Below are 20,448 nucleotides of genomic sequence, written 5' to 3'. Positions count from 1 at the left end.
CCGCCCCCCGCCCCGGTGGGGACCTCCCGTACCCGACGGAGTCGAAGCGCTTCGACAGCCTATGGACACCCACCGTCCCCCAAGTTACTGTCGAACCACCCCCACTCACCTTCGCCCGTAGCGCACGCTGTCGAAGCGCTTCACACACCGCTTGGAGAGCTGGATGGTCACCCTCGCCGAGGTCGCCCAGCACGCCGGAGTCTCGGCGAGCACGGTGAGCTATGTCCTCAGCGGCAAGCGGTCCATCTCCGTGGGGACCCGCCAGCGGGTCGAGCAGAGCATCCAGCAGCTCGGCTACCACCCCAACGCGGGAGCCCGGGCGCTGGCGAGCAACCGGTCCAGCATCATCGCGCTGATGGTCCCGCTCCGCACGGATATGTACGTACCCGTGATGATGGAGATCGCCATCGCGGTGACGACCTCGGCGCGCGCCCACGGCTACGACGTGCTGCTGCTCACTGGCGAGGAGGGCCCCGACGCCGTGCGCCGGGTCACCGGGAGCGGGCTCGCCGACGCGATGATCCTGATGGACGTCGAGCTCGACGACGAGCGGCTGCCGCTGCTGCGGGGCACCGACCAGCCGTCCGTCCTCATCGGGCTCCCCGCCGACACCAGCGGTCTGACCTGCGTGGACCTCGACTTCGGCGCGACGGGCGCGCTGTGCGCCGAACATCTCGCGATGTTCGGTCACCGTGACATCGCTGTCATCGGTGAGGCGCCCGCGGTGTACGAACGGCACACGGGGTTCGCCGAGCGCACGCTCGACGGGCTGCGGTCCCGGGCGCGGGAGCTCGGCCTGCGCGTGCTGCACCGCCCGTGCGAAGGCGGCTTCGACGCCATGTCCCTGACCCTGGCCCGGGTCTTCGACGAGCGCCCCGGCACCACGGGCTTCGTCGTGCAGAACGAGTCGGCGGTCGAGCCGTTGCTCGCGCTGCTGCGCCGGCAGGGCCGTGCCGTGCCCGAGGACGTGTCGGTGATCGCGATCTGCCCGGACCAGGTCGCCGTCCAGGCCTCGGTGCGGCTGACCTCGGCCGCCATCCCCGCCCAGGAGATGGGCCGCAGCGCGGTGGAGCGCCTGATCGCCAAGCTGACGGGGTCCGGCAAGGACGAAGTCGTACTCATCGCGCCCGAGCTGACGGTACGGGCGAGCACGGGCCCGGCCCCGACCGCCTCCTGACCGTCCAGGCAGGCCGCTTCCCCCACTACCGTGGCTCCCCATGACAGCCACCGAGAGGGACATCAGGGATATCGGGGACATCACCGAGGACTTGATCCGGGAGCTGCTGCGTGAGCAGCACCCCGACCTGGCGGATCGCCCCCTGAAGCTCGGAGCGCTCGGCTGGGACAACCAGGTGTGGCGGCTCGGCGACGACCTCGCCGTCCGGTTGCCCTGGGCGACGCGGTCCGCGGACGCGCTACTACGCAAGGAACACGCCTGGCTGCCCCTCCTCGCCCCGCACCTTCCGCTGCCGATCCCCGTCCCGCAGCGCCTCGGTGAGCCCTCCGAACGGTTTCCGCGGCCCTGGCTGGTCACCACCTGGGTACCGGGCGAGCCCGCCGACCGCGCCCCCGCCACGCGCGCCGCGGAGTCGGCCGTCGCCCTGGCCGCCTTCCTGACCGCCCTCCACCGCCCCGCCCCCGACGGAGCACCCGCGGGCCGGGACCGAGGTGGCCCGCTGGCCGACACCGCCGAACACTTCACCCAGGGGCTCACCTCGGCCACCGAACTGGGGCTGATGCGCGACCCTGACGCCGTCCGCGCGGTCTGGGAGGACGCCGCCGCCGCGCCGGACTGGGCAGGCCCGAGACTGTGGCTGCACGGTGATCTGCATCCGGCCAACATCCTGACCACCGACGGCACATTCTCCGGTGTGATCGACTTCGGCGACCTCTTCGCCGGCGACCCCGCCTGCGACCTCGCCGCCGCCTGGATCCTGCTGCCGGACGGCGCCGTCGACCGTTTCCACGAGGCCTACCGGCCGAGCGCGGACGCCGCGACCCTGCGCCGCGCCCGCGGCTGGGCGGTGCTGCGCGCCCTCGCCGGTATCCACATCGCAGACGCCGGCGTCCACGGCCGCCCCGGCGGCAAGCCCACCTGGGGCCCACCCGCCCACGCCGCACTACGACGCCTCACCGCAACGGTCCACCAGTGATCAAGCAGCCCGGCGGGAGGTTTCACGAACCGCCGCAGGCCTACTGGCCGACGTCGACCGTCTCGTGCAGGCGCAGCCGACGGTTGAAGCTGCCCGCCAACCGCGCCGTGACGGGGCGCGGCAACAGACGTGCGGACCAGGTCAGGGCCCGGTTCACGGCCCGGCCCGGGTAGGACACCGAGCGCCGCCGGGCGTAGTCGTCCAGTGTGTCGGCCGCGACGGTGGCCGGCGTGTCGGCTGCCTTGGCGTCGATCGTCGCCGAGGTGCCGTCGAAGAAGCCGGTCGCGATCGCCCCGGGATGCGCCGCCATGACGTGGACGCCGGTGCCGCGCAGCTCCTCGGCCAGCGCCTCGGTGAAGGAGAGCACGAAAGCCTTGGTCCCGGCGTAGCTGGCCTGGTAAGGCATGGGCTGGAAGGCCGCGGTGGACGAGACGTTGATGATGCCGCCGGAGCCGCGGGCGACGAGCTCCGCCCCGATCGCGTGGGTCAGCGCGAGCAGGCCGCTGACGTTGAGCCCGACGGAGCGCAGCTGCGGCTCGATGGGGCGGCCGAGGAACGGGCCCACACTGCCCGCGCCGGCGTTGTTGAGCAGCAGGTCGACGGTCAGGCCGCGGTCGTGCAGCTCTCGCAGGATGCGCTCGGGGCCGTCCGGGTCGGCGAGGTCACCGGTGATCACCTCGGCCTCCGGGCCGCCGTGCTGTTCTCGGAGCTCTGCCGCGAGTTTCCGCAGGTCTCCCTCCGAGCGGGCCAGCAGGATCACCCGCGCTCCCCGGCGCGCCAGCTCCAGCGCGTACGCCCGTCCCAGCCCTTTCGACGCGCCGGTGACGAGAGCGGTGACGCCGCGATAGTCCTCTTTCACAAGAACCCTCCATTGCTTCGAGCCTCGAAGTATCGACGGGCCGACGCTAGCACGATTCCTTCGAGTCTCGAAGCATCGATAGAATGGCGGCATGACCACGCCCGAGCTCACCGCGGCGGTTGCCGCGACCCACGACATCTGGATGCGGACCAACGACCTGATCACGCAAGCGCTGGCCGGGCACAAACTGACACCGGCCACGTTCCAGGCACTGTGGGCCATGGACCCGGCCGAGCCGCCGCCCTCGATGAAGGTGATGGCCGAGCGGCTGTACTGCAACGCTCCGAACCTGACCTTCATCACCAACCAGCTCGCCGACCGCGGCCTGGTGGAGCGCGGCGTGGACCCGGCAGACCGCCGCTCCCGCGTCCTGATCCTGACCGCCAAGGGGCGCCGGGTCCGCGACGAGCTGGTCCGGACGACACTGGAGAAGACCCCGCTGGTGGCGCTGAGCGACACCGAACTGCGGCAGCTGGTGGCCCTGCTGAACCGCGCCGCCCGGCCTGCCTGACCCGCCGAGGCCGCTGCCGCGCCACAAGGACGACGAAGGGGCCCGGCACCGGAAGGCATCGGTGCCGGGCCCCTTCGTCCGGGGTGAGGTCGGAGACAGCCGTGGCTACCCGTCGGGGCCGATGAGCCCGCTCGTAGGCTCTTGGGCTTCGATGCCCGGTCTCAGAGCGCGAGCCCCGTCAGGACCAGCACCCGCTCGTACGTGTAGTCGTCCATGGCGAACCGCACGCCCTCCCGCCCGACGCCGGACTGCTTCACACCGCCGTACGGCATCTGGTCGGCGCGGTACGAGGGAACGTCGCCGATCACCACGCCGCCCACCTCCAGCGCCCGGTGGGCCCGGAAGGCGGCCTGGAGGTCATGGGTGAACACACCGGCCTGCAGCCCGTACTTGGACTCGTTGACGGCGGCGAAGGCGGCGGCCTCCCCCTCCGCCTTCTGCACGGTCAGGACGGGTCCGAAGACCTCCTCGCTGGAGATCGTCGCCCCGTCCGGTACGCCGGCCAGCACGGTCGGCGCGTACGAGGCGCCGTCGCGCTTGCCGCCTGCGAGCAGTTCGGCCCCGGCCCCGACGGCCTCCTCGACCCACGACTCCACCCGCCTGGCGGCGTCCTCGCTCACCAGCGGACCGACATCGGTCGCGTCGTCGGACGGGTCCCCGGTCACCTGGGCCCCGACCGCGGCGACGATCCGGGGCAGCAGCCGCTCGTACACCGACGCGTCCGCGACGACCCGCTGCACGGAGATGCAGGACTGCCCGCCCTGGTAGTTGCTGAAGGTCGCGATGCGCGTCGCGGCCAGGTCCAGGTCCTCGTCGCTCGCCCAGTCGGCGAGCACGACGGCCGCTCCGTTGCCGCCCAGCTCCAGGGTGAGGTGCTTGCGCGGTACGGAGTCCATGATCGCGTAACCGACCTTGTCGGACCCGGTGAAGGAGATGACGGGCAGCCGCTCGTCCTGCACCAGCGCGGGCATCTTGTCGTTGGCGACGGGCAGCACCGACCAGGAGCCGGCCGGCAGCTCGGTCTCGGCCAGCAGCTCGCCGATGACCAGACCGCTCAGCGGGGTCGCGGGCGCGGGCTTCAGAATGATCGGCGCCCCGGCCGCGATCGCCGGAGCGATCTTGTGGGCGCACAGGTTCAGCGGGAAGTTGAAGGGCGCGATGCCGAGCACGACGCCCTTCGGGAAACGCCGGGTGAGCGCGAGCCGCCCCTGGCCCCCGGGATCGGTGTCGAGCCGCTGCGCCTCGCCACCGTTGAACCGGCGGGCCTCCTCGGCCGCGAACCGGAACACGGACACGGCCCGGCCGACCTCGCCGCGGGCCCACTTGACCGGCTTGCCGTTCTCGGCGGAGATGAGCCGGGCGATCTCCTCGGTCCGCTCCGCGAGCCGCCTGCTCACGTGGTCCAGGGCGGCGGCCCGCACGTGGGCCGGCGTGGCGGCGAACTCGTCCCGTACGGCGTACGCGGCGGCGACGGCCTCCTCGACCTGGGCGTCACTCGGCACGGCGACCCTGCCGACGAGGTGCCCGTCCCAGGGCGACGTGACGTCGAAGGTGGCCTCGCCGGTGGCCTGGCGGCCGGCGAGCCAGAAGGCATGGGTGGTGGCAGTCATCGAGTTCCCGGCCCTTCCATTGACATGGCTGGTGACATGGCTGGTGATTACGCCCCCACGGTAGGCCTGCGCCATCCCAAGTTATTTTGTCCACCCCGTAGCACTCCGCCCCAGCCCCACTCCATTTCGGCGAGAACCACCAGGACCGCCCTACAGGGGCGCGGGGAACTGCGCGACCGGCCACAGCGGACCCGCCGTTCAGGGGCGCGGGGAACTGCGCGAAACCCCCGCCCCCACCGCCCGCACCCGACAACGAGCCCGACACAAACCGACCGACCTACTCCCGCGTCCCCGCCGGGACGGCCGTCGTCGCCTTCAGCGCCAGCCACAGCTCCATCCGCACATCCGGATCGTCCAGCGACCGGCCGAGGATCTCCTCCACCCGCCGCATCCGGTACCGCAACGTGTGCCGGTGCACCCCGAGATCCGCCGCCGCCGCGTCCCACTGCCCGTGCCGCGACAGCCAGGCCCGCAGCGAGGCGACCAGATCGCCCCGCCCGGTCGCGTCGTGCTCGTGCAACGCCCGTAGCAGCCCGTCGGCGAACGCCCGTACCGCGTCGTCCGCCAGCAACGGCACCACGGATCCCGTCGCCACCTCCTCGTGCTCGACCAGCACCCGCCCCCGCCGCCGTGCGACGGACAGCGACTGCTCGGCCTGCTTGTAGGCGGCCCCGGCGGCGACGGGACCGGCCGGCGCGGAAACCCCCACGACCAGCTCGTCCTCGTCGGTCCCCTGTTCGGAACCGCTCCGCGCGAGCCCGACGGTCTTCGCGTACCGGGCGCAGGCGGCGACCACCGCGCCCCCGTCCGCGGCGAGCACCACGAGCCGCTGCCCGTCGGGCACGACCAGCACGGCCTCGCCGGACCGGGCCGCCGCGGCCTCCACGACCTCGACGAGCCCGCCCACCAGATCGCCCCGGACATCGGCGAGCACGGCCGCCGCCGCCTGGACGTCCGCCGTATCGGTCGTATCCGCCACGTCCTCTTCGTCGGCGCCGCCGCCACCGCCGCGTCCGGCCCGCGCCCGGCCGGCGGACGCCGACGCGGCCTCGGCGAGCATCATCCGGTAAGGCGCGTCCAGCAGCCCCCCGTACAGGTCCCCGGCGACTCCCCTGGCGTGATCGGGCTGCCCGGCCAGCAGCATCCGCAGCACGGCGGCCCCGATCCGCTGCTCGGCGGCGTACAGCGCCCGGGACCGCTCCGTGGTCAGCGTCAGCAGGGCGATCGCGGAGTGCACGGCATACCGCTCGGCCGTGCCCGGCGCCGCCGCGGTCCCGACGGCGAGCACGCCACGAGCGCGCCGCCCGGTCCCCAGCGAGTGCAGCTCGATCCGGTCCTCGCCGTCCTCGCCGTCCTCGCCGTCCGTGCCGTCCACGGAACCTCCGCCGACGACGGAACTCGCCGGCGTGGGCCGGTCCCGCAACCGCTCCACGTCCGCGGTGATCCGGGCGGCCCGGCGCCCCGCCCACTCCGGCGCGGTGGCGACGACGGCACCGGAGGCGTCGTACAGCGCGGCCCACCCGTCGACCTGCGAGGCGAGCGCGGTCAGCAGCCCTTCGGGCCCGTCGCTCAGCGCCTTCTTCGTCAGCTCCCGCTGCGCGGCGAACCCCGCGGTCACCGCCCGGTACCGGTCGGCGGCGATGGCCTCCGAGACGGCCTTGCTGATGGCGAGGAAAGGCGTACGCCGAGGCACCTCAAGGAGCGGAAGCCCCGCCTCCGCCGCCGCGTCGGCCAGCGCCTCGGGAATCTCCTCGTGATGCACCCCGACGGCGAAGCCGAGCCCGGCCACTCCCGCCCCCACCAGCCGCTTCACGTACCGCCGCATGGCGTCGGCGTCCTCGACGTCCAGCTTGAGCGCGGTGATGAGCAGGAGCTCCCCGCCCTCCATGTACGGCACGGGGTCGGTGAGCTCACTGGCGTGCACCCAGCGCACGGGGGTGTCCAGATGGTCCCCGCCCGCGCGCACGGTGAGTTTGAGCGCCGAGTGATGGACGAGCGAGGCGAGCGTGGGGGGCATGAGGCCTTCAGGTCTTGAGGTCTTCAGCTCTTGAGGTCTTTTGAAATCTTCAGGTCTTCACGGGTTCGTCGACGGTTCTTCAACGGTTCTTCAACGGTCACGGGACATGTGATGTTTTGGCCGTCATGTATGAACGACCTCTGTCGATTCTGCCTCACCGTACGGTCGACCGTGTCCTTATGGGCGTCCCGGGTCCCGCAGGTCCACCAGCAGGGGCGGCGCGTGGTCCCCGCGCACGCTGGTGAGCGAGAGCACCGCGTGCCCCGGCGGCACCCCGTGCGCCAGCTCGGACGCCGACCACCGCTCCCGTTCGACCTGTCGGACGGTCACGGCGCGGGCGGTGGGCGCGTTCCCGGTGATCACCCGCCGCAGCATGTGCACGGCCTTCCCGGCCGGTGTCTCCGCGATGATCTGCCGGTCGGTGACGTCCCGCGCCTCGATCCACTCCTTGCCCCACACCTCGGCGAAGTCCTGCCCGTCCCACGGCGTGAGCCCCGCGAGCGCCACCCGGCACCCGATCGCGCCGAGCAGCGGCGACCGCAGCGGGCGGGGCGCGTCGTCGAGCGTACGAAGCGTCAGCACGACCCCGGCGTTGGCGGACCGCAGCCGCTGGATGCCCCGTACGGCCTCGGGGGTGACGACCCCGGTGGCGTCGTCGAGTACGAGGCAGGCGAACAGGGAACGGTCCTCGCGCACCGCGACACTCGCCGCGAACTGGGCGAGGACGAGCCGCGAAAGAATCCGCGAGGCGTCCGCGTGCCCGCGCTGAGGAAGGTCGATCCGTACGCGTACGGGGTGGTCGAGGGCGCGCAGCGAGAAGGGCCGGGACTGCCCGGACGTGTCGAAGAATCCGGCGAAGGCGGGCCGGTCGAGCAGCGCCACCCGGTCCGCGAGCACACCTCCCAGATCGCCGGGCTGCCCCAACTGCCGCTCCCGCGCGTCCAGTTCCCGCAGCAGCGATTCCTGGCCGCCGTCGGTGAGCGCCTTGCGGAGCGCCCCGAGCGGGCCGGGCGCGCCGTCGAGGAGCTGCCGCAGTTCGGGCACGGAGGGAAAGCGCCCGTGGACGGTCCGGTACGGCCCGAGCAGCTGGGCGAGCACGGTGGTGGACCGCCGGCTCTCCCCGCTGGGATGCGGGTCGGCGAGGTCGCCGACGAGGGCCTCGGCGAGCACGGCCGCGGCCTCGTCCGGGTCGGTGGTGCCGCCGTACAGATCGAGGTCGTACACGGATTCGGGGTTGCCCACCCGCACCACGACGTCGTACGCGTCCACCGAACCGAGGCCCGCCCCCGCGGCCCCGACGACGACCACGGCCGCCCGCCCGGCGAGCGCGTGCAGGCACAGCGACTCGGCGAGCGGCCAGACAACACCGCCGGTCTTGCCCGATCCGGCGGGCCCGACGGCGAGCAGCGAGGTCCCCAGCAGGTCGGGGCCGAGCGCCATTCCGGTGCCGCGGTAGGCGTACGGGTTGCGCGGGTCGTCGGCGGTCGTGCCGAGGCGCACCTGGCCGGTGACGAGATCGTGCTGCGCGAGCCGGCCCGGCAGGTCCCGGTCGCCGGAGGGGTGCAGACAGGCGGCGGCGCCCTCCCTCAGGACGGTGCCGGTGAAGGTGGCGAGGCTGTGCCGTCCGCTGCGCACGCTCTGCCAGGCCCGGGTGATCCGCGCGTGGTCGACGTCGCGCATGAGCCCGGCCCGCGCGTCGGCGCCGAGCCGCTCGGCGGCGTCGACGGCTCCGGCGGCGCGCAGCGGATTCCACTGCGCGGGGTCCTCCTCGGGCGCGGGCGGGCGCTCGTTCGCGGGGGCCGCCTGTCGCCAGGCGGGCACCCCGTACCGCCGCCAGACCTCGCTCCACCGGCCGAGCCGGCCGACGCCGATCATGATTCCGAGCGCGATGGCCACGTAATAGGCGTAGACGACCACGACGGAGCCGAAGCTGTGCGGTTTGACCCAGGAGTCCGGGATCATCGCGAACAGCGGCAGCAGCCACCAGCCGCCGAGGTAGCCGTTCCACAGCAGCGACCAGATCAGCCATCCCACGAGGAAGGCGATGAACGCGCCGCTGAGCAGCTGCCGGGCCGGGATCTGCTCGGGCTCCTCCTCCGGCCGGGGCCGGTGCCCGAACCGCCACACGCCCGGCGCGGCCTCGGGCCGGGGGGTCCGCAGCCAGGTGAGGAACGCGGAGCCGTCCGGCAGCGGTGGCGCGCCGGGCGCCCGCGCGGGACGTGGCGGCACCCGGGGCGGTCCGGCCGGCCGGGGCACACGATCGGCGTGCGTGCCCCGTGCGTCGTGCGTGCCGTCGCTGTCCATCGCTTCTGCCACCCCTGACCAGCCGCTCCGTAGTGCTGTGCGTCTCAATCTAACGCCCTGACAAAGGGAGTTCGCGGCTTACCCGGCCGGGTGGACGGCGATACGGACACCCGGCGCCCTCGGCGTTCCCCGGCCTCGCAATGTCCGAGCCATGTCCACACCATGCCCAAGCCATGTCCAAGACGGACAAGCGGCTTCCGCGACCACGCCCAGATGGAGCATGCCCGCCTTCCGTCCCCGGCCCTAGCCTGCGAGGAAGGAAGCCGAGGAAGGAAGCCGAGCGTGTCGGCTGTCCGTCCGCCGTTCGCACGACCCCCAGGGAGCCCCTCATGAGCGCAGTTCCGCAGGAGCGCCGCATCGTCACCGCCATTCCCGGCCCGAAGTCGCGGGAACTGCAGGCCCGCCGCAGCGCCGCGGTCGCGGCCGGTGTGGGGTCCGTGCTCCCCGTCTTCGCCGCGCGCGCGGGCGGCGGGATCATGGAGGACGTCGACGGGAACCGGCTCATCGACTTCGGTTCCGGCATCGCCGTGACCAGCGTCGGCGCGTCCGCCGAGGCCGTCGTGCGCCGGGCCGCCGCCCAGCTCCAGGACTTCACCCACACCTGTTTCATGGTCACGCCGTACGAGGGGTACGTGGCCGTCGCCGAGGCGCTGGCCGAGCTGACGCCCGGGGACCACGCCAAGAAGAGCGCCCTCTTCAACAGCGGTGCCGAGGCCGTCGAGAACGCCGTCAAGATCGCCCGTGCGTACACGAAGCGGCAGGCCGTCGTCGTCTTCGACCACGGCTACCACGGCCGGACGAACCTCACGATGGCCCTGACCGCGAAGAACATGCCGTACAAGCACGGCTTCGGCCCGTTCGCGCCCGAGGTCTACCGCGTCCCGGTGGCGTACGGCTACCGCTGGCCGACCGGTCCGGACAACGCGGGCGCCGAGGCCGCCGCGCAGGCCATCGACGAGATCACCAAGCAGGTCGGCCCGGACAACGTGGCCGCGATCATCATCGAGCCGGTGCTCGGCGAGGGCGGCTTCATCGAGCCCGCCAAGGGCTTCCTGCCTGCGCTGAGCCGGTTCGCGTCCGACAACGGCATCGTCTTCGTCGCCGACGAGATCCAGTCCGGTTTCTGCCGTACCGGCCAGTGGTTCGCGTGCGAGGACGAGGGCGTCGTCCCGGACCTGATCACCACCGCCAAGGGCATCGCGGGCGGTCTGCCGCTCGCCGCCGTGACCGGCCGCGCCGAGATCATGGACGCCGCGCACGCGGGCGGCCTGGGCGGCACCTACGGCGGCAACCCGGTGGCCTGCGCGGCGGCGCTCGGGGCGATCGAGACGATGAAGGAGCTGGACCTCAACGCCAGGGCGAAGGCGATCGAGAAGACGATGAAGGCGCGGCTCGGCGCGATGGCGGAGAAGTTCGACCTCATCGGCGACGTCCGCGGCCGGGGCGCGATGATCGCGGTCGAGCTGGTCAAGGACCGCACCACGAAGGAGCCGGCCGCGGAGGCGACCGCCGCGCTCGCCAAGGCCTGCCAGCAGGAGGGCCTGCTGGTCTTGACCTGTGGCACCTACGGGAACGTGCTGCGCTTCCTGCCGCCGCTGGTCATCGGCGAGGACCTGCTGACCGAGGGCCTCGACATCATCGAGCAGGCGTTTTCCCGCATCTGAGCGGGGCGTGTGAAGAAGGTGTGCGAGGTGCATGGCGGGTACCGATTCCGTCTGTCGGACGCTCTTTCCCTGTCGTAGGTTCTACGCAGTTGAGAGATACACCCGCCCACAGGGGACTGTGGGTGACATCAGGACGGGGCCTCCCCAGCTTCGCCCTGGTCGTGCCTTCGCGCACACAAACCGGAGTCTTCGGCTCCGGGTCTCCTCACCGATCGGACAGTCGCTCGCCCCAAACCCCCCGGGGCGCGCGACAACCGATCAGCGCCGGTATCACCGAAGGGCTTGCACCTACCCCCCTGGTGCAAGCCCTTCGGCGTATCCGGAGGTACCTGGCCGGCAGACACCGGCCCGTGCCCGACACGTACGGACACCCTCGGGTACGCGCGGCCGGTCGTTCCTGCCAGGCTGGGTGCCATGCCTACCGTCCCGGACCAGCAGGACGCGCCCCCGCCGCGGCCCGAGCCCGCCGATTCCGGCGCTGTCAGCGCGAGGTCCGCCGCTCCGGCGCGGCCGGCCCTGCTCCTGGGCCCGCTCCTCCTCCTCTTCGCCTTCCTCACCTGGCAGGCCGCCGTCGACACCCCGCTGCGCCGCGCGGACGAACGCCTCGGCAAGGCCGTCGAGGGCAGCCGCCTCCCGGAGGGCGCCGCCGAGTTCCTCTCGGATCTCGGCAGCTTCGCGGTCGCCGTCCCGGTCCTGCTCGCAGTCGCCGCGTACGTCTCGTGGCGTGCCCTGCGTGCGGGCCTCCCCCGCTGGTGGGTGCCGCCGCTGGCGGCCCTGGTCACCATGGCCGCCGTACCGCTTTGGGTCGTCCCGGTGAAGGAGGCCGTCGGCCGTACCGGCCCGCCCGGCATGGCGGGCGACGGCTACTACCCGTCGGGACATACGGCCACGGCCGCCGTCGCCTACGGAGCCGCCGTCCTCCTGCTGCTCCCCTGGCTCCACAACCGTTACCTCCGCCGCGAACTCACCATCGCCTGTCTGCTCCTGGTGACAGCCGTGAGCTTCGGTCTGGTCCGCCGCGGGTACCACTGGCCGCTGGATGTGGCGGGGAGCTGGTGCCTGAGCGCCGCGCTGCTGCTGGGACTCGCGACGCTCCTGCGTCGAAACGGTCACTCAGCCGACGTACGCGTCGAAGTTCCTTGAGAACTCCCAGCCTCCGAACCGGTCCCAGTTGATCGACCACGTCATCAGGCCGCGCAGGGCGGGCCAGGTGCCGTGGGTCGCGTACGAGCCGCAGTCGGTCTTCTTCGTCAGGCAGTCCAGGGCCTTGTTCGTCTCGGCCGGCGGCACGTGGCCGTTGCCCGCGTTCGTCGACGCCGGCATGCCGATCGCGACCTGGTCCGGGCGCAGCGGCGGGAAGACGTTGGCCGCGTCGCCCGCCACCGGGAAGCCGGTGAGGAGCATGTCGGTCATGGCGATGTGGAAGTCGGCGCCGCCCATGGAGTGGTACTGGTTGTCGAGGCCCATGATCGGGCCGGAGTTGTAGTCCTGGACGTGCAGAAGCGTCAGGTCGTCGCGCAGGGCGTGGATGACCGGGAGGTAGGCGCCGGCGCGCGGGTCCTGGCCGCCCCACTTGCCCGTTCCGTAGTACTGGTAGCCGAGCTGGACGAAGAACGTCTCCGGGGCCATCGTCAGCACGAAGTCGTCGCCGTACTTGGCCTTCAGGGTCTTGACGGCCGAGATCAGGTTCACGATCACCGGGGTCTTCGGGTTCTTGAAGTCGGTGTCGTCGGCGTTCAGGGAGAGCGAGTGTCCCTCGAAGTCGATGTCCAGGCCGTCGAGCCCGTACGTGTCGATGATCTTCGACACCGAGGAGACGAAGGTGTCCCGGGCCGCCGTGGTCGTCAGCTGTACCTGGCCGTTCTGGCCGCCGATCGATATGAGGACCTTCTTGCCGGCGGCCTGTTTGGCCTGGATCGCCGCCTTGAACTCGGCGTCGGTCTCGACCCCCGGGCACTCGGCGGCCGGGCAGCGGTCGAAGCGGATGTCGCCCGAGGTCGTGGAGGTCGGTTCGCCGAAGGCCAGGTCGATCACGTCCCAGCTGTCCGGCACGTCGGCCAGCCGCGTGTAGCCGGACCCGTTGGCGAAGCTCGCGTGGAGGTAGCCGACCAAGGCGTGGGCGGGCAGCTCCACGGGGTCGCCGCCGCCCGGGGCCGCCGCGGTGGTCGCCGTGACGGCCGGGGACTTCGCGGACTCCCCGGCCGCGTTCACGGCGGCGACCTGGAAGGAGTACGCGGTCGACGGGCTGAGCCCGCCGACCGTGACCGAAGTCCCGGTGGCCGTCTGGGTCTTCGCCCCGTTGCGGTAGACCGCGTAGCCCGTCGCACCCGGCACCGCGGGCCAGGACAGGCCGACGCCGGTGGAGGTGACCGTGCCGACCGTGAGGCCGGTGGGCGCGGCCGGCGGCTGCCCCGCGTCGACGCCGGGCCCGGTCAGGGAGACGTCGTCGGCGTGGTAGGCGCCGGTGCCGTACCAGCCGTGCGTGTAGAGCGTGACCGAGGTGGTGGAGGGGCCGGTGCGGAAGGTGGTGGCGAGCCGCTGCCAGTCCGGTGCGGACTGCGTCCAGACGGAGACGTCGGTGGTGCCGGTGCCGCTCGCGCCGAGGTAGACGTAGGAGCCGCGGACGTGTCCGGCGAGCGTGTACTGGGAATCGGGCCGGACGGTCACGGTCTGCGCGCAGCGCGCGTTGTCGTTGCCGGCCGGGGTGGCCCGCAGCGCCGAACCTCCGCTGCGGACGGGCGAGTCGACGACGGCGCCGGCCGTACAGTTCCAGCCGTCGAGGCCTGACTCGAAGCCGCCGTTGCGGACCAGGTCCGCGTCGGCCGCACGGGCGGCCGACGAGAGGGCGGTGACACCGGGTACGGCCAGGACGGTGGCCGCACAGACGACGAGGACGGATCTGAGGCGATCCACAAGTGCCTCCATGCATGGGGGGATTGGAGGGTGGAGCGCGCCCAATTTGGTCCAGACCAATCCAGTTGTCAAGACCTCCGGCCGCCATCCGCGGTCACCGGCCGCCGGGCGCACCGCGGTCACCGGTCACCGGTCATCGGTCATCGGCCGCCGTACCCACCACCGTCGTCGGTCGGCGGTCGATGGTCACCGGTCGCCAGCTCCGCCGCCGCCTCGTGCATGGCCAGTTCCAGCAGCGTCGGGTCGGTGAGCGTGCCGGAGCCGTCCGGCGGGATCAGCCAGCGGACCCCGCCGGACGTCCGCCCGGGATACGGCACCACGATCCACGTACCGCGCCCCGCGGTGCGCACCCCCGTGCCGAGCCAGCGCGCGGCCGTCCCCGGCGGGACGAAGAAACCCGTCCGCGCGTCGCCGAAACCGCCGAGCACAGGACCCGGTTGGTCGAGCACCCGGGACAGCACGTCGAGCGTCGGGCAGCCGAGCCGGTCCGGCAGCATGAGCACGTCCCAGGCCTTGCCCGCCGGCAGCAGCGCGACCCCCATCGGGTTGCGCTCCCATTGCCGGCGGCAGGCCGCGGGGTCCGGTGCCACGGATGCCAGCCAGTCGACCGCCGTCTTGGCCCCTGTCATGGCGGAACCTCCCTCTCTCGTGTCGACGCTGGTCGCGTCACAGGGGAGAGGGAGGTTCGGGCCTGGCATTACGCGGGTTCCGGGCACGAATCGGCAGTGACCCGAATCACAGATCACCGGGTGCTCAGCAACGTGCTCAGCTGCCCGCTCAGTCATGCCCTCAGCTGTCGAAGCCGAGGCCCAGTCGGTCCATCGTCCGCAGCCACAGGTTGCGCCGGCCGTCGTGCGTGTCCGCGCGGGCGAGCGACCACTTGGTGAGCGCGATGCCGGTCCACGTGAACGGCTCCGGCGGGAAGGGCAGCGGCTTCGTGCGGACCATCTCAAGGGACGTACGCTCGGTGGCTTCCCCAGCCAGCAGGTCGAGCATCACGTCCGCGCCGAACCGGGTCGCCCCGACGCCGAGGCCCGTGTAACCGGCCGCGTAGGCGACCCGGCCCCCGTGCGCGGTGCCGAAGAAGGCCGAGAAACGGGAGCACGTGTCGATCGCGCCGCCCCAGGCATGGGTGAAACGGACGCCTTCCAGCTGCGGGAAGCAGGTGAAGAAGTGCTCGGCGAGCCTCGCGTACGTCTGCGGCCGGTGGTCGTACGCGGCACGCACCCGGCCGCCGTACGGGTAGACCGCGTCGTAACCGCCCCACAGAATCCGGTTGTCGGCGGACAGCCGGAAGTAGTGGAACCGGTTCGCCGAGTCCCCGAGGCCCTGCCGGTTCTTCCAGCCGACGGAGGCGAGCTGCTCGGCGGTCAGCGGCTCGGTCATCAGCGCGTAGTCGTAGACCGGGACGGTGTACGGGCGCACGCGCTTGACCAGGTTCGGGAAGATGTTCGTGCCGAGGGCGACCCGGCGGGCCCGCACCCCACCGTGCGGCGTGCGTACGGCCATGGCGGCGCCGTGTGCCTTCAGGTCGAGCGCGGGCGTGTGCTCGTACACGCGGACGCCCAGTTCGAGGCAGGCGCGTTTGAGACCCCAGGCGAGCTTGGCGGGGTGCAGCATGGCGACGCCCCGGCGGTCGTGCAGGCCCGCGAGGAAGGTCGGGGAGTCCACCTGGTCCCGTACGGCTTCGGTGTCCAGGTACTCGACGCCCTCGGCCAGGCCCCGCCGGCCCAATTCCTCGTACCACTCCTGCAGTTCCGTCACCTGGTACGGCTCGGTGGCGACGTCGATCTCGCCGGTGCGCTCGAAGTCGCAGTCGAGGGAGTAGCGGGCGACCGCCGCCTCGATGCCGTCGAGGTTGCGGGCGCCCAGCTGCTCCAGCCGGTGGATCTCGTCGGGCCAGCGGGTCAGGCCGTTGGCCAGGCCGTGAGTGAGGGAGGCGGCGCAGAAACCGCCGTTGCGGCCCGAGGCGGCCCAGCCCACCTCGCGCCCCTCGACCAGCACCACCTCGCGCCCGGGGTCGCGCTCCTTGGCGAGGAGCGCGGTCCACAGTCCGCTGTAGCCACCGCCGACGACGAGCAGGTCGCAGGTCTCGGCGGCGGTGAGCGCGGGCTCGGGGCGGGGCCTGCCGGGGTCGTCCAGCCAGTACGAGCCCGGCAGGGCGTCGGAGAGAGACCTGCTCCAGTTGCTGTGACGGCTCATGATGCCTTTTGGCGGTTGCGGCGGTTGCTGATGACCATTCCGGCCAGCACGAAGAGTACGGCGACGAGGAACATGGCCGTGCCGATGACGTTGATCTGAACGGGCGTTCCGCGCTGCGCCGAACCCCAGACGAACATGGGGAACGTGACCGTCGACCCGGCGTTGAAATTGGTGATGATGAAGTCGTCGAAGGAGAGCGCGAAGGCGAGCAGCGCTCCCGCGGCGATCCCGGGCGCCGCGATGGGCAGTGTGACCCGGAGGAATGTCTGCGCGGGGCCCGCGTACAGGTCCTGCGCCGCCTGCTCCAGGCGTGGGTCCATCGACATGACGCGCGCCTTGACGGCGGTGACCACGAAGCTCAGACAGAACATGATGTGGGCGATCAGGATCGTCCAGAAGCCCAGCTGGGCGCCGAGGTTGAGGAAGAGCGTGAGCAGCGAGGCGGCCATGACGACCTCGGGCATCGCCATCGGCAGGAAGATCAGCGAGTTCACGGCGCCGCGCGCGCGGAAGCGGTAGCGGACCAGCGCGAAGGCGATCATCGTGCCCAGGACGGTGGCGCCCAAGGTCGCCCAGGCGGCGATCTGCAGACTCAGTGAGAGCGAGCCGCACAGATCGGCGACCCCGCAGGGATCGGTCCAGGCGTCCGTGGAGAAGCGCTGCCATTCGTAGTTGAAGCGCCCCTTCGGATTGTTGAAGGAGAAGACCGTGACGACGATGTTCGGCAGCAGCAGATAACCGAGGGTCAGCAGACCCGCGATGACGACGAGACGGCGCCTGAGCCAGCGTATGGGGGCCATTTAGACCAGATCCTCCGTCCCGGACTTGCGGATGTAGAGCGTGACGACGGCCAGGATTCCCGCCATGAGAACGAAGGAGAGTGCCGCGGCCGTCGGATAGTCGAGAATGCGCAGGAACTGCGTCTGGATGACGTTTCCGACCATGCGGGTGTCGGTGGAGCCGAGCAGATCGGCGTTCACGTAGTCGCCGCTCGCCGGGATGAACGTGAGGAGCGTCCCGGAGACGACACCGGGCATCGACAGCGGGAAGGTCACCTTGCGGAAGGTCGTGAAGGGCCGCGCGTACAGGTCGCCGGCCGCCTCGTGCAGCCGCCCGTCGATGCGTTCGAGGGAGGTGTAGAGCGGCAGGATCATGAACGGCAGGAAGTTGTAGGTGAGGCCGCAGATCACCGCGAGCGGTGTGGCCAGCACGCGGTCGCCCGCGGTGATGCCGAGCCAGCTCGTGACGTCCAGGACGTGCAGCGAGTTGAGGGCGCCGACGACCGGGCCGCTGTCCGCGAGGATCGTCTTCCAGGCGAGCGTACGGATCAGGAAACTGGTGAAGAACGGCGCGATGACCAGGACCAGGATCAGGTTGCGCCAGCGGCCCGCGCGGAACGCGATCAGATACGCGAGCGGATAGCCGAGCACCAGACACAGGACCGTGGCGGCGCCCGCGTAGACGATGGAACGCAAGAACTGCGGCCAGTAGTCGGCCACCGCGTCCCAGTAGGTCGCGAAGTGCCAGGTGACCTGGTAGCCGTCCTCCAGGGAGCCCGTCTGTACGGACGTGGAGGCCTGGTAGACCATCGGCAGCGCGAAGAAGACGAGCAGCCAGAGGATGCCGGGGAGCAGGAGCCAGTACGGGGTGAGCCGGCGGCGCTTCCTGGGCGGGCGCTCCTTCGGCGCGGGGGCGGGCGCCAGCGGTGGCGCGTCGGTGACGGTGCTCATCAGGCCGCCGCCCCCTCGTCGGGCCCCACCGTCTCGACGCCCGCGGAGTCCACTGTCCCGGCAAGCAGGGACTGGGCGGCGTCAAGACCGAAGGTGTGCGCCGGATTCCAGTGCAGGACCACCTCGGCGCCGGGTACGAGCCGTGCGTCGCGGTCGATGTTCTGGGCGTAGACCTCGAACTCCGGGCAGACCGGACTGTCGATGACGTACTGCGTGGAGACGCCGATGAAACTGGAGTCGGCGATCGTGCCGGTGATGCGGTTGCGGCCCGCCGGGATCTCGCCCGCCTCGTCGGCGTGCGTGAGGGAGATCTTCTCGGGGCGCACGCCCACCAGGACCTTGCCGCCGGTCGTCGTGGGCGCGGAACATCGGGCCACGGGCAGGACGAGTTTGCCGCCGCCCGCCCTGAGGACGATCTCGTCGCCGTTCCTGGTGTCGACCTCGGCCTCTATGAGGTTGGAGGTGCCGAGGAAGTTGGCGACGAACGTGCTCCGCGGGTTCTCGTAGAGGTCGGCGGGCGAGCCGAGCTGCTCGACGCGGCCCGCGTTCATCACGGCGACCGTGTCGGCCATGGTCATGGCCTCCTCCTGGTCGTGCGTGACGTGGACGAAGGTGATGCCGACCTCGGTCTGGATGCGCTTGAGCTCCAGCTGCATCTGGCGGCGCAGCTTGAGGTCGAGGGCGCCCAGCGGCTCGTCGAGGAGGAGCACCTTGGGGCTGTTGATCAGCGCGCGGGCCACGGCGACGCGCTGTTGCTGGCCGCCGGAGAGCTGGTGCGGCTTCTTGCGGGCCTGCTCGCCGAGCTGGACCAGGTCGAGCATGTCCCCGACCTGCTTCTTCACCGACTTGATGCCGCGGCGGCGCAGACCGAAGGCGACGTTCTCGAAGATGTCGAGGTGCGGGAAGAGGGCGTACGACTGGAAGACGGTGTTCACCGGGCGCCGGTACGGGGGCAGGTTCGTGACGTCCTGCTCGCCGAGGGAGACGGTGCCGGAGGAGGGTTCCTCCAGACCGGCGATCATCCGCAGCGTGGTGGTCTTGCCACAGCCCGACGCCCCCAGGAGAGCGAAGAACGAGCCCTGCGGCACAGTCAGATCGAGCGGCTGGACGGCGGTGAAGGAGCCGTAGGTCTTGCTGATTCCGGAGAGCCGGACATCACCACCACCGGTGTCTGTGCCGTTCTTCGTGGTGCTGTTCTTGCTGCTGTCCTTCGTGGTCACAGTGATCACGCCCCCGTCAGCTTTGCGAACTTCGCCTCGTACGCCGTCTCTTCCTTCGTGCTCAGGGAGCGGAAGGCGTGCGACTTGGCCGCCATGGCGGCATCGGGAATGATCAGCGGGTTGTCCGCCGCGGACTTGTCGATCTTCGCCAGCTCGGCCTTCACGCCGTCGACGGGACAGACGTAGTTGATGTACGCGGCCAGCTGCGCGGCGGGACCGGGCTCGTAGTAGTAGTCGATGAGCCGCTCGGCGTTGGACTTGTGCCGCGCCTTGTTGGGGACCAGCAGATTGTCCGTGGACGTCAGATAGCCGCTGTCCGGGATGACGAAGTCGACGTCCGGGCTGTCCGCCTTGAGCTGGACGACGTCGCCGGCCCAGGCGACACAGGCCGCAAGGTCGCCCTTGGTGAGGTCGGCCGTGTAGTCGTTGCCGGTGAAGCGGCGTATCTGCCCCTTGTCGACGGCCTTCTGCAGCCGGGCGATCGCCGCGTCGAAGTCGTCGTCCGTGAACTTCGCCGGGTCCTTGCCGAGGTCCAGCAGCGTCATGCCCATGCTGTCGCGCATCTCGGACAGGAAGCCGATGCGCCCCTTGAGCTTCGGGTTGTCGAGCATGTCGGAGAGGGACGTGACCTCCACGCCGTCCAGCGCCTTCTTGTTGTACGCGATGACGGTGGAGATACCGGTCCAGGGATACGAGTACGCGCGTCCCGGGTCCCAGTCGGGGGTGCGGAACTGCTGGGAGAGGTTGCTGTACGCGTGGGGCAGGTTGGACGGGTCCAGCTTCTGCACCCAGCCGAAGCGGATGAGCCGTGCGGCCAGCCAGTCGGTGACGCAGATGAGGTCGCGCCCGGTGTCCTGGCCGGCCGCGAGCTGCGGCTTGAGCTTCCCGAAGAACTCGACGTTGTCGTTGATGTCCTCGGTGTACTTGACCTTGATGCCGGTGCGGGCGGCGAACGCGTCGAGCGTCGGGTGACGCTTCTCGCTGTCGTCGACGTCCATGTACTCGGTCCAGTTGGAGAAGCTGATGCGCTTCTCCTTGGCGGAGTGGTCCTCGGACGAGACGCCGGCGGTGTTCTTCGCCGCGGGAATCCCGCAGGCGCTCAGCGTCCCGAGTCCGCCCAGGGCGAGTGCGCCGCCCGTCGAGGCGCGGAGCAGCGAACGGCGGGTGAGGGAGGCCCTGCCGCCGCGCAGGCTGCGCCGCACGGCGGCCGGCCGGGCCGGGGACAGGCGATCGGGCTCGTACTGCTCCATGCTCGTGGTGCCCTT

General features: G+C 71.4%; 16 protein-coding genes. 5 read left to right on the top strand and 11 right to left on the bottom strand.

The features are described from left to right. Positions 1-163 precede the first annotated feature (163 nt). Positions 164-1,177, top strand: coding sequence for a LacI family DNA-binding transcriptional regulator (locus AOK01_RS08935; RefSeq protein WP_055510255.1), 1,014 nt, complete (start codon positions 164-166; stop codon positions 1,175-1,177). Positions 1,178-1,217: 40 nt separating this feature from the next. Then, entirely contained in the window at positions 1,218-2,153 is a 936-nt protein-coding gene (locus AOK01_RS08930) for an aminoglycoside phosphotransferase family protein (RefSeq protein ID WP_055510253.1), read from the top strand. Positions 2,154-2,193: 40 nt separating this feature from the next. On the opposite strand, the gene AOK01_RS08925 is transcribed toward AOK01_RS08930, so the two are convergent. After that, positions 2,194-3,012 (bottom strand): SDR family NAD(P)-dependent oxidoreductase, encoded by an 819-nt coding sequence (locus AOK01_RS08925; protein ID WP_055510250.1) that lies wholly within the window; start codon positions 3,010-3,012, stop codon positions 2,194-2,196. A gap of 91 nt (positions 3,013-3,103) precedes the next feature. On the opposite strand from AOK01_RS08925, the gene AOK01_RS08920 reads away from it, so the two are divergent. Then, complete coding sequence (locus tag AOK01_RS08920) at positions 3,104-3,523, top strand: MarR family winged helix-turn-helix transcriptional regulator (RefSeq protein ID WP_055510249.1); 420 nt, start codon at positions 3,104-3,106, stop codon at positions 3,521-3,523. Between the two features lie 161 nt (positions 3,524-3,684). Here the strand turns inward: AOK01_RS08920 and AOK01_RS08915 are convergent, their stop codons facing one another. The 3 genes from AOK01_RS08915 to AOK01_RS08905 form a co-directional block, all read right to left on the bottom strand. Beyond that, entirely contained in the window at positions 3,685-5,133 is a 1,449-nt protein-coding gene (locus tag AOK01_RS08915) for an aldehyde dehydrogenase family protein (RefSeq protein ID WP_055510247.1), read from the bottom strand. Between the two features lie 277 nt (positions 5,134-5,410). Further along, on the bottom strand, positions 5,411-7,150 hold the full coding sequence (locus AOK01_RS08910; RefSeq protein ID WP_055510245.1) for a PucR family transcriptional regulator: 1,740 nt from the start codon (positions 7,148-7,150) through the stop codon (positions 5,411-5,413). A gap of 177 nt (positions 7,151-7,327) precedes the next feature. Beyond that, positions 7,328-9,454, bottom strand: coding sequence for a hypothetical protein (locus tag AOK01_RS08905; protein ID WP_055510242.1), 2,127 nt, complete (start codon positions 9,452-9,454; stop codon positions 7,328-7,330). A 329-nt stretch (positions 9,455-9,783) separates the two neighbouring features. Between AOK01_RS08905 and gabT the strand changes: the two genes are divergently transcribed. Together gabT and AOK01_RS08895 are read left to right on the top strand one after the other, a co-directional pair. Then, positions 9,784-11,118: a 4-aminobutyrate--2-oxoglutarate transaminase gene (gabT, locus tag AOK01_RS08900; RefSeq protein ID WP_055510240.1), complete on the top strand. Its 1,335-nt coding sequence runs from the start codon at positions 9,784-9,786 to the stop codon at positions 11,116-11,118. 414 nt (positions 11,119-11,532) lie between these two features. Then, positions 11,533-12,261 carry a phosphatase PAP2 family protein gene (locus AOK01_RS08895; RefSeq protein WP_079103276.1) on the top strand — a complete coding sequence of 243 codons (729 nt, stop codon included), beginning with the start codon at positions 11,533-11,535 and terminating at the stop codon, positions 12,259-12,261. Here AOK01_RS08895 and AOK01_RS08890 read toward each other — a convergent pair. The 7 genes from AOK01_RS08890 to AOK01_RS08860 all read right to left on the bottom strand — a co-directional run bounded on the left by AOK01_RS08890 (position 12,232) and on the right by AOK01_RS08860 (position 20,433). Next, positions 12,232-14,043, bottom strand: a complete 1,812-nt coding sequence (locus tag AOK01_RS08890) for a chitinase (RefSeq protein WP_055510238.1) — start codon at positions 14,041-14,043, stop codon at positions 12,232-12,234. The genes AOK01_RS08895 and AOK01_RS08890 overlap by 30 nt on opposite strands. Before the next feature lie 128 nt (positions 14,044-14,171). Continuing rightward, positions 14,172-14,660, bottom strand: coding sequence for a bifunctional DNA primase/polymerase (locus AOK01_RS08885; protein ID WP_055510236.1), 489 nt, complete (start codon positions 14,658-14,660; stop codon positions 14,172-14,174). 160 nt (positions 14,661-14,820) lie between these two features. Beyond that, positions 14,821-16,233: an NAD(P)/FAD-dependent oxidoreductase gene (locus AOK01_RS08880; protein WP_055510234.1), complete on the bottom strand. Its 1,413-nt coding sequence runs from the start codon at positions 16,231-16,233 to the stop codon at positions 14,821-14,823. Further along, entirely contained in the window at positions 16,230-17,033 is an 804-nt protein-coding gene (locus tag AOK01_RS08875) for an ABC transporter permease (RefSeq protein WP_055510232.1), read from the bottom strand. Before AOK01_RS08875 ends, AOK01_RS08880 begins: the two co-directional genes overlap by 4 nt. Beyond that, on the bottom strand, positions 17,034-17,963 hold the full coding sequence (locus AOK01_RS08870) for an ABC transporter permease (protein WP_055510230.1): 930 nt from the start codon (positions 17,961-17,963) through the stop codon (positions 17,034-17,036). It lies immediately after the preceding gene. Then, positions 17,963-19,189, bottom strand: a complete 1,227-nt coding sequence (locus AOK01_RS08865) for an ABC transporter ATP-binding protein (protein WP_382033256.1) — start codon at positions 19,187-19,189, stop codon at positions 17,963-17,965. Before AOK01_RS08865 ends, AOK01_RS08870 begins: the two co-directional genes overlap by 1 nt. Then, positions 19,189-20,433, bottom strand: coding sequence for a polyamine ABC transporter substrate-binding protein (locus tag AOK01_RS08860; protein WP_055510226.1), 1,245 nt, complete (start codon positions 20,431-20,433; stop codon positions 19,189-19,191). The genes AOK01_RS08865 and AOK01_RS08860 overlap by 1 nt, the downstream gene beginning before the upstream one ends. Between the last annotated feature and the right edge of the window lie 15 nt (positions 20,434-20,448).

The sequence above is a fragment of the Streptomyces aurantiacus genome (genome assembly GCF_001418335.1).
GTDB lineage: Bacteria > Actinomycetota > Actinomycetes > Streptomycetales > Streptomycetaceae > Streptomyces > Streptomyces aurantiacus.
This window is presented reverse-complemented; position numbering and strand designations above follow the sequence as displayed.